Annotated in this window: 8 protein-coding genes and 2 tRNA genes; all 10 read left to right on the forward strand. The window is 37.8% G+C overall.

Annotation, left to right across the window (positions count from 1 at the left end):
* The first annotated feature begins 71 nt into the window (after positions 1-71).
* The 10 genes from KAS42_04650 to KAS42_04695 all read left to right on the forward strand — a co-directional run bounded on the left by KAS42_04650 (position 72) and on the right by KAS42_04695 (position 9676).
* A complete protein-coding gene (locus KAS42_04650; GenBank protein MCK4905507.1) occupies positions 72-1244 on the forward strand; it encodes an aminotransferase class I/II-fold pyridoxal phosphate-dependent enzyme in 1173 nt (390 codons plus the stop codon).
* Between the two features lie 162 nt (positions 1245-1406).
* Positions 1407-1700, forward strand: coding sequence for an Asp-tRNA(Asn)/Glu-tRNA(Gln) amidotransferase subunit GatC (gene gatC, locus KAS42_04655; GenBank protein ID MCK4905508.1), 294 nt, complete (start codon positions 1407-1409; stop codon positions 1698-1700).
* Between the two features lie 127 nt (positions 1701-1827).
* Complete coding sequence (gatA, locus tag KAS42_04660; GenBank protein ID MCK4905509.1) at positions 1828-3378, forward strand: Asp-tRNA(Asn)/Glu-tRNA(Gln) amidotransferase subunit GatA; 1551 nt, start codon at positions 1828-1830, stop codon at positions 3376-3378.
* Positions 3379-3774: 396 nt separating this feature from the next.
* Complete coding sequence (gene gatB / locus KAS42_04665) at positions 3775-5262, forward strand: Asp-tRNA(Asn)/Glu-tRNA(Gln) amidotransferase subunit GatB (protein MCK4905510.1); 1488 nt, start codon at positions 3775-3777, stop codon at positions 5260-5262.
* Positions 5263-5801: 539 nt separating this feature from the next.
* Positions 5802-6548 carry a type II secretion system protein gene (locus KAS42_04670; GenBank protein MCK4905511.1) on the forward strand — a complete coding sequence of 249 codons (747 nt, stop codon included), beginning with the start codon at positions 5802-5804 and terminating at the stop codon, positions 6546-6548.
* Between the two features lie 213 nt (positions 6549-6761).
* The gene (locus KAS42_04675) at positions 6762-7667 is read left to right on the forward strand and encodes a type II secretion system protein (GenBank protein ID MCK4905512.1); all 906 of its coding nucleotides are present in this window, start codon (positions 6762-6764) and stop codon (positions 7665-7667) included.
* Between the two features lie 166 nt (positions 7668-7833).
* On the forward strand, positions 7834-8775 hold the full coding sequence (locus KAS42_04680) for a transposase (GenBank protein ID MCK4905513.1): 942 nt from the start codon (positions 7834-7836) through the stop codon (positions 8773-8775).
* Positions 8776-8881: 106 nt separating this feature from the next.
* On the forward strand, positions 8882-9097 hold the full coding sequence (locus KAS42_04685; protein MCK4905514.1) for a DUF2283 domain-containing protein: 216 nt from the start codon (positions 8882-8884) through the stop codon (positions 9095-9097).
* 317 nt (positions 9098-9414) lie between these two features.
* A tRNA-Leu gene (locus tag KAS42_04690) sits at positions 9415-9500 on the forward strand.
* Between the two features lie 102 nt (positions 9501-9602).
* A tRNA-Val gene (locus KAS42_04695) sits at positions 9603-9676 on the forward strand.
* Positions 9677-9744: the final 68 nt, after the last annotated feature.

Genomic DNA, 9744 nt, shown 5'->3' on the forward strand with positions numbered 1-9744 from the left:
TCAGTAGGTAAAGAGGTCAAAAATGATTAAGGTCTTTAGTCTTCGGTCTTTTGTCTTTAGTCTATATATCTATGATTGAATCTAAAAGAATTTCAAAACTGCCTACTTATATATTTGCAAGATTAAATAAACTTAAGAGTGAGGCAAGAAAAGAAGGTAAAGATATTATCGATTTGGGTATGGGTAATCCAGACCAGCCACCTTCTCCCAAAATAATTGCCAAACTAATCGAGGCGGCTCAAAAAAGCAAAGTCCATGGTTATTCTACATCAAAGGGTATTCCCCATTTAAGGGAAGCTATTACAAAAAGATATGAAGAAAAATACGGTGTAAAATTAAACCCTGAAACAGAAGCTGTTGTTTGCATAGGAGTAAAAGAAGGATTTTCTCATCTTGCATTAGCTATATTAGATGAGGGTGATACTGTAATAGTTCCGACCCCTACCTATCCTTCCCATATTTATCATATTGCTATTGCCGGGGGCAATCTTGTAACAACGCCACTGTTAGATGAGAATTCTTTTATCCCCGAATTAGAGCGTACTATCAAAAAAAGAGCCCCGAAAGCAAAAGTTTTAACTATATCTTTTCCTCATAATCCAACGACAAAAACTGCTTCGCTGGAATTTTTCGAAGAGATAGTCAAATTTGCAAAAAAACACAAATTGCTCGTAATACACGATTTTGCTTATGCAGATATATGTTTTGACGGTTATAAAGCTCCTTCATTTATGCAGGCAAAAGACGCGAAAAAAATAGGAGTGGAATTCTATTCTATTTCCAAGACATACAACATGGCTGGATGGAGAGTAGGATTTTTGGTTGGCAATAAAGATATTGTTGGCGCTCTTATAAAAATTAAAAGTTACTATGATTATGGAATATTTACTCCGATTCAGGTTGCCACTATTCAGGCATTAAATGGTCCGCAGGATTATGTGGAAAAAACTTTAGAGAATTATAAAATAAGAAGAGACGTCTTAGTTAATGGTTTTAATAATATGGGTTGGCATGTAGAATTACCCGAAGCAACAATGTATGTGTGGGCTCCGCTTCCCGAAAAATTCAAGAAAGAAGGTTCTTTAGATTTCTCGATCCGCCTTTTAAAAGAAGCGGACGTAGTATGTTCTCCGGGAATTGGATTTGGTGATAACGGCGAAGGATTCTTAAGATTCGCGTTGGTAGAAAACGAACACAGAATAAAACAGGCAGTAAGAGGAATAAAGAAAGTGATACAAAGATGATATAAAAATAATTTCTAATATCCCTGCCCGACAAGATTTGGCAGGCAGGCAATTACCAATTTCTAATTTTAGAATACTCAATGATAAAACATTTTAATTTTTTAGATAATTAGACATTTCATTAGAAATTAGGTATTGGTAATTAGGAATTAAGGGAAAAACATGAGTAATATTATAAGTAAAAAAGATGTAGAGTATGTAGCGAAACTATCTCGGCTCAAATTGAGAGAAGACGAGATACCAAAATTTACACATCAGTTAAACACTATACTTGAATACATAAAAAAATTAAACGAAGTTGATACATCTAAAACGGAACCGACTTTGCAGGTTGTACCCCTTGTGAATGTTAGAAGAAAAGATGTTCAAGTGCCGTCTTCCACGGTAGAAGACGTGCTCAAAAACGCGCCTGATAAAGAAAGAGGATATTTTAAAGTACCGCCGATAATAGAATAAATAAACGGAAATACGATAGATATACGTAGAAATAAATAGAGATACATGGAAATACATAGTAGATAGACAACGTATTTCAACACATTTCAATTTATTTCTATATATTTCCATTCAATCTTTAATAACTATGGAATTATACAAATTAACTGCTCACGAACTGAATAAGTTGCTTGTGGAAAAGCAAATTTCTTGCGTTGAAATTACCACGAGTATCTACGACCGCATAGAAAAATTAGATAAAAACATAAATTCATATATCACGCTTACCAAAGAATTAGCTCTACAAAAAGCCGAAGAAGTAGATAAGAAAATTAGTAAAGGCGAGAAAATAGGTTCATTGTCGGGTATTCCCATCGCAATAAAAGATGTTATCTCGACAAGAGATATCAGAACTACCTGCGGTTCAAAAATACTTTCGAATTATACCCCTATCTATGACGCAACAGTGATAGAAAAATTCAAAAAAGAGGATGTCATAATTTTGGGTAAAACGAATATGGACGAATTCGCTATGGGTTCTTCAACCGAAAATTCTGCATACGGGGTCTGCAGAAATCCTTGGAATACTTCTACTATACCGGGCGGTTCTTCGGGTGGTTCGGCGGCTTGCGTGGCAGCCGATTTTGCAATTATGTCATTGGGATCGGATACAGGCGGTTCTATTCGTCAGCCTGCAAGTATGTGCGGGGTTGTTGGATTAAAACCCACTTATGGCAGAGTGTCGCGTTCGGGGCTTGTGGCATTTGCATCTTCCCTAGACCAGATTGGCACATTCACAAAAGATGTTGAAGATACTGCAATTCTTCTGAATATAATAGCAGGTCATGACCCGATGGATTCCACTTCTGTTGAAAAAGAAGTTCCAAATTACACCGAATACTTAAAAAATGACGCTAAAAAATTAAAGCTCGGAATTCCTAAAGAATATTTTGTAAACCCCGCCCCTCGTGTTAAAGGACGGGGTTTTACGAGGGGCGGGGTGAAAGGGATGGATAAAGAAGTCGAAGAAGCAATTTTAAACGCTATAGAAGTTTTTAAAAAACTTGGAGCCGAAATCGTAGAGGTTTCCTTACCTCATACGCAATATGCAGTTGCGGCATATTACATTATTGCTCCTGCAGAAGCCAGTTCCAACCTTGCCAGATATGATGGAGTACACTATGGATACAGAAGACAGAAGACAGAAGACAGAAGACAGAACACAGAGGACAGAAAAATTAGCAGTATTGTCGATATGTATGAGAAGACGCGTGATGAAGGTTTCGGCGAAGAGGTAAAAAGAAGAATAATGCTCGGCACTTATGCTCTATCTTCAGGTTATTATGAAGCTTATTATCTGAAGGCGCTGAAAGTTAGAACATTAATAAAAAACGATTTTAGCGAAGCATTCAAGAAATGCGATGTAATTGTTACACCCGTTGCTCCGACTCCTGCTTTCAAAATAGGGGAGAAGGTTTCTGACCCATTGCAAATGTATCTTTCTGATATATTTACGATTCCTGTAAATTTAGCCGGGCTTCCTGCTATTTCTATACCTTGCGGATTTTCTAAAGACGGATTGCCGATAGGTCTTCAGATTATCGGAAAACCTTTTGATGAGTGTAAAATATTACAAACCGCTTACACGTTTGAACAAAATACGGAATACCATCTTAAAAAACCACAATGTAAAATGTAAAAATTAAAATGCAAAATGACATATTGAAAATCAAAAAAATAGATATACAACGGATATACAGTGGAAATACATAGAGATATATAGAGGGACAATTTATTTCAACGCATTTCCATGTATTTCTAATTTCATTATTTTATTGTAGTTGCTGATTTATCGGCGTATTATAAAAGCCAATTCGTTGGCAAACAGAGCCCATAAATGGGCAACTACTCTTGTCATTGCGACCCTGAACCCAACGTGGTTTTGGGGTGGCAATCCCAAATAATGAGATTGCTTCGGGTATGCCTTGCAATGACACGCAGTGTAAGTTTTGGAAATTAGGAATTTATATTTAGCGCATAAGACATTTCATTGGAAATTAGATATTAGTAATTAGTAATTTAATTTTAAGAAATTATGACATACGAACCGGTAATCGGACTTGAAATACACGCGGAACTTGCAACAGAAACGAAACTATTTTGCGGATGCTCAACAAAATTTGGTTCTTTGCCAAACTCGCAAGTTTGCCCCGTGTGTATGGGGCTTCCCGGTGTTCTTCCTGTAGTAAATGCCAAAGCGATTGAACATATGATTAGGACTGCTTTAGTGCTCAATTGTAAAATTAATTCTACGACGATATTCGACAGAAAAAATTATTACTATCCCGACCTCCCCAAAAACTATCAGATTTCGCAACAATATCTGCCTTTTGCCAAAGACGGATTTCTTGAAATTAAACTTGGCGATAAAATTAAACGAATTGGCATGGATAATATTCATCTTGAAGAGGATGCAGGTAAGAACATACATCTTGAAAACGGGCAGGCATCTTTAGTGGACTTAAACCGCACGGGGATCCCTTTAATAGAAATCGTAACAAAACCTGACATGAGAAGTCCCGAAGAAGTAGAAGTATTTATGAATACTTTAAGAGACATATTACTTTATATCGGGGTTTCTGACTGTAAGATGGAAGAAGGCTCCCTACGATTTGAAGCAAACATATCAGTAAGAGAAAAAGGCGAAGATATTTTGCCGCCAAGAGTTGAAATAAAAAATCTGAATTCTTTCAAAATTGTTCTTGCGGCTATCAAATACGAAATAGAAAGACAAAAAGAAACACTTGGAAAAGGGGAAAAGGTTTCTCAGGAAACCAGATTATGGGATGAGAAAGGGCAAAAAACACACCTGATGCGCAGTAAAGAAGAAGCGCACGATTATCGATATTTCCCCGAACCGGATCTTCCCCCGCTTTTTATTTCGGATGAAGAAATAAAAAAAATAAAAAAGGGACTACCTGAACTTCCCAATGCGCGCAAAGAAAGATTCGCAGTTGAATATGGCTTGACAGAATACGATTCAAATATACTCATATCAAGCAAAGAAACGGCAGACTTTTTTGAAGAATGCTTAAAAGAATTCAATCAGGCAGCAAAAGGGGACGGTTCTCTTTTGGGAGAACCGTCCCCTTTTGCTTGGTCAAAGGAAATTGCCAACTGGATTATAGGACCTGTTACCAGATATTTGAACGAGCATAACATTACTATTACTAAAAGCAAATTCACTTCCGAACATCTTATTTCACTACTTGCACTCGTTAAAGAAGGGAAAATCAATCTGAATACTGCAAAAAATATACTTACGGAGATTTTCGAGAAAGGCAAACATCCGCAGGAGATAGTTAAAGAGAACGGCCTTGCTCAAGTAACGGACGAAGAAGAGCTTTCTGCAGTCGTCGATAAAGTCATACAAGAAAACCAACAAGTAATAGACGACTTCAAAAAAGGGAAAACAAATGCATTCGGTTTTCTGGTTGGGCAGGTAATGAAATCAACCAAAGGCAAAGCAAATCCGAAAATAGTCAATGAATTATTGAACGAGAGACTAAAGACCGAAGACTGAAGAAATGAGATACATAGAAATACAGTAGATATAAATAGATATATATTGTTAAAGGATTGAAAACTAAAAAAATTACATACTATAACTTCAAAAAACTAATGATAAAGACAATATCTTTCAACATATTTCTATCTATTTCCATTATATTTCTAATTTCGTTATTTTATTGTAGTTGCTGATTCATCGGCGCGGTTTTTAGTTTTTCTTTCGTCATTCCTGCCCCTGTTTTCACAGGGATAAACTCTGGCAGGAATCCATTTTTTTGTTATCTTTTAATGCTTCGCCCTTTATGGCGGGGCAACTACTCTTGTCATTGCGAGCCCGAACATTATGAGGGCGTGGCAATCTCAAATAACGAGATTGCTTCGGGTACGCCTCGCAATGACATACAGTGTCAGTTTTGGTGATTGGGTATTGAATATTGGAATTTGTTTGGTTATTGTTTCTTGTATCTTGGTTATTGATTTTTACAGGCTCTTGACAAAGAGGAAATGATATGATAAAAAGAATTTGTCTTTCTAAAAAAAAGGAGGTTAACTATGAACTTGTTTAGGGAAAGGTTTACTGGTTTTACATTAATAGAGTTGTTGGTTGTTATTGCGATTATAGGAATTTTGGCCTCATTGATAATGCCGGCATTAAACAGAGCGAGAGAAAATGCCAGACGCGCTGTTTGCTCAGGCAATCTAAAACAGATTGGTCTTGGAATGCATCTGTTTGCAGGCGACCATAGTGACAGGTTTCCGATGGGTGACCAGGATGGCGCTTCTACTGCTGTTCTTGCCAACGCTACAACAAAGGGTAGTTTTGCGCGCTTATGGCCTGAGTATATCAAGCCCTTCAAGACATATATCTGCCCGAGCAATGCTACCTTTAAGATAGCTACACAACTTGGTCCCAGGGCTACACAGGGCACCTTTTTATCCAACACTTGTGCCACAAACTCAACAAGCTGTTCCACCTGCCACTATGCTTATAATATCGGGCTTAACGAATCAGCCCGTTCTGATAGTGTGCTCGCTATGGATCAGACATATTTTGATGGTTCATGTCTTCTTGGCGGTACCCCGGATCGTTTGAATCTTACAGCTATAAAGGCATCTTCTGGTTTAGCGCTTCTTAACCATGCTACCGACGGTGTCAATGCGCTGTTTGTCGGCGGTCATGTGAAGTGGATTAGATCTGTAAAATCAGGAACTGACAAGGTGCTTTCTACAACTGACCTTCATGGGTTGGGCGATGGCACCTCAAATAATAACACCCTAAATCCTGATCATATTAACTAATGGAACAAATGGAAACTGGAGATAAAAGACATTTTAGACCGAAGACCCCCGCCAGAGGCGGGCAGGAAAGACTGAAGACTAAAAAATGAAATACATAGAAATACATGGAAATAATTTCTTCTTGTCATTGCGAGGCATAGCCGAAGCAATCCCAAATAACGAGATTGTTTCACTCTGTTCGCAATGACGAAAACTAAAAAAGGAGGATGAGGTATGATAAGCAGATTAAAGATTAAAGATTCAAGATTCAAGATTCCGCAATCCGCAGTCCACAATCCGCAATCCAAAGTCGGTTTCACCCTCATAGAGCTTTTAGTTGTTATTGCTATCATCGGAATCTTAGCTGCATTGATACTGCCGGCATTGACCCGGGCAAGAGAATTGGCGCAAAGAGCTTCCTGCATCAGCAACCTAAAGGATATTGGTCTTGCGATGAATTTATATGCTGGTGATTATCAGGGAACCTTTCCCTATAACGGGCAGAGTACTAGTCCTGCTTATTTAAACACTTATCTGGCGCTTTTATATCCCGAGTATGAAAGCGATTGGGGGGTCTTCGTCTGCCCTTCTTCGGAGCAAAAACCAAATCCGGCAATAGGAACTATTCTTGCGCAACAAGTGGCTTTTCGCCGTAATGGTCTCCCTGGGCACGCTGGCGCCACTTCACTAACACCAAGTCTCTCCTATGGTATGCAGGTATGCTATGCGGGGCAGGAGGCACCTCTAAACCAAGCGCATTTTAATTTGACAGAAGGGAACACTGTTGTATGGTTTATTGACAGAGCTCAACCGAATAAAACAAATAGTTCCCAGATATGGGATAATTACTTTTTTCGCAATCTTGTAGCTGTTGGCGGAGTCAATTACATCCTATTGGGTTTTGATGTAACTGCTGGCCACTATTACTCTGCGCCTAACCACGGGACCGAAGGAGCGAATGTTTTATTTTCGGACGGTAGCGCAAGTTGGGTTAAAACCAAGCCCGTTATGTGGGGAGGTGTCCAGCGCTGGGGTATATCTGATGACGATGTCTCTACTTTACTACAGTATAAGGGATTCTTCGTCTTGCCCCCCAATCCAAACTGGTTTTTCTATCTTGTCAGCCAGCCCACGCATTAATTTATGAGTAAGAAAAGGAGAAAAGTGGGAGAAAAGGAGAGAGAAAAGGGGACGGTTGTTTATGCTCACTAATTAAAGAGTGAAGGGTCAAATCTTGACATTTGACAAAATAGGTTGGGTTTATTAGAATCCTTCTCCGATAATAACATCGGAGAGGGATTTTTTTATGGCAAGACAGCTAAGGATAGAATATGAGGGGGCTTTTTATCATGTAACTTCCAGGGGTAATGAACAGAAAGAGATTTTCGTAGATGAACAAGACCAAAAACAATTCTTGAAATATATTGAGCAGCAAGTTACCCGTTATAGTATAAAAGTGCATGTTTGGTGTCTGATGAACAACCATTATCATTTAGTGATAGAGACTCCGTTGGCGAATTTAAGCAGGGTGATGCAGACACTTAATACAAGTTACACGGTTTATTTCAATCATAGGCATAAAAGGGTAGGACATTTATTTCAGGGAAGATATAAGGCGATATTGGTTCAGGCAGATGAGTATTTAGAACATTTGAGCCGATATATCCATCTTAATCCGGTAAGGGCAGGAGTTGTCAAAAAACTGGAAGAATATAAATGGTCAAGTTACAGGGATTATATATATAAAAATCGTAATGTTCAATTTTTGACTACAGGGTTCATTTTGGGAATGTTTAACAGCAATACTGAAAAGGCAAAAAAATTATATAAGGAATCTATAGAAAAAGATTCAAATACTGATGCAAATTTTATAAAAGACAATATATCAGGAGGACTTATTCTCGGAAAAAGCGATTTTGTTAATTGGGTTAAGAGTAAATTCATTGTTGATAGAAAAGATGAAGAGCTGACGAGTTTGAAACGATTAGAAAAAAGAATTACTATTAACCAAATAGAAACCGAAATAAGAAAACGAGTAGAAAAAGAAAAGTTGCAGAGAAAGTTATATATTTATCTTATACGGAAATATACTGATAAAAAGTTGGAAGATATAGCTCGCCTTTTAGGAAATATGTCTTACTCTGCTATAAGTCAGATGTGTCGCAGAATAGAAAAACATAGAGAAGAGGATAAAGAGATGGATTTATTACTGTCTAGAATAGAGGAAAGCTTAAATGTCAAGATTTGACCCTATTGCTTCTATTGCTTCTTTTGCTTTTGCTTCCCTCTATTGAAGAAAATGTAATAGTGACTGTGACAGTTTATGTATTTTATGGCAAATGGGAGGGATAAAAATGAACATTCTCTATAATGATAAAACGGATCTTCTCTATATTCGGTTAGATGACAGGAAGCAGAGTGTTGTAAATAGGCGAGTTTCTGAAGATATTGTGCTGGATGTAGGGGAGAAAGAGAAGGTTGTTGGTATTGAGATTGTAGATGCTTCAAAACATGTAAATCTTGAGAGACTTTTTCCAGTGAAATATGAAGTCTCAAAAACTGCGGCATAGGTCAAAATAGAAAATAACAAAATAGGGAAACAGCGCCGATAAATCGGCAACTACATGTTTTGCTCTACTCTACTTAAATTCCTAATTACTAGTGAAATGTCTAATTTCTAATTTCTTAAAAATCTTACGCATTTTATCATTAAGCATTTTTTAATTAGGTATTCATTAGAAATTGGTAATTGCCCGCCTGCCAACTTGTCCGCCAAAGATTTAATGGTGGGAGCTTGTCGGGTAGGGATATTGGAAATTCTCTTAGCCTTCGGTCTATTTAATTGTAAATCCTATTAAAATTGTTATATAATCCAGTTTTTAAAGCCGCCGGGATGGCGGAATTGGTAGACGCCTGGGATTTAAAATCCCATGGACCTTAAAGTCCGTGCCGGTTCAAGTCCGGCTTCCGGCACTTGAAAAAGTTTATAGTTTATAGTTAATGGTTGATAGTGTATGACAAAAAAAGAAGTTTTTATTATTGTAACTATAAACTATAGACCATAAACTAAAGTTTGGGCGATTAGCTCAGTTGGTTAGAGTGCCACGTTGACATCGTGGAGGCCACTGGTTCGAGTCCAGTACCGCCCACTTCTCTGGCGATAAACCATGTATCAAGAAGCGATGACCAGGACGAGTACTTGAGGGTAGGGCTTCAG

It is taken from the genome of bacterium (assembly GCA_023135785.1).
Taxonomy (GTDB): domain Bacteria; phylum CAIJMQ01; class CAIJMQ01; order CAIJMQ01; family CAIJMQ01; genus CAZNJA01.

Excerpts from the sequence above, each read along its gene's own strand:
- KAS42_04650 (MCK4905507.1), top strand. The coding sequence starts at position 72 with ATGATTGAATCTAAAAGAATTTCAAAACTGCCTACTTATATATTTGCA.
- gatC (MCK4905508.1), top strand. The coding sequence starts at position 1,407 with ATGAGTAATATTATAAGTAAAAAAGATGTAGAGTATGTAGCGAAACTA.
- gatA (MCK4905509.1), top strand. The coding sequence starts at position 1,828 with ATGGAATTATACAAATTAACTGCTCACGAACTGAATAAGTTGCTTGTG.
- gatB (MCK4905510.1), top strand. The coding sequence starts at position 3,775 with ATGACATACGAACCGGTAATCGGACTTGAAATACACGCGGAACTTGCA.
- KAS42_04670 (MCK4905511.1), top strand. The coding sequence starts at position 5,802 with ATGAACTTGTTTAGGGAAAGGTTTACTGGTTTTACATTAATAGAGTTG.
- KAS42_04675 (MCK4905512.1), top strand. The coding sequence starts at position 6,762 with ATGATAAGCAGATTAAAGATTAAAGATTCAAGATTCAAGATTCCGCAA.
- KAS42_04680 (MCK4905513.1), top strand. The coding sequence starts at position 7,834 with ATGGCAAGACAGCTAAGGATAGAATATGAGGGGGCTTTTTATCATGTA.
- KAS42_04685 (MCK4905514.1), top strand. The coding sequence starts at position 8,882 with ATGAACATTCTCTATAATGATAAAACGGATCTTCTCTATATTCGGTTA.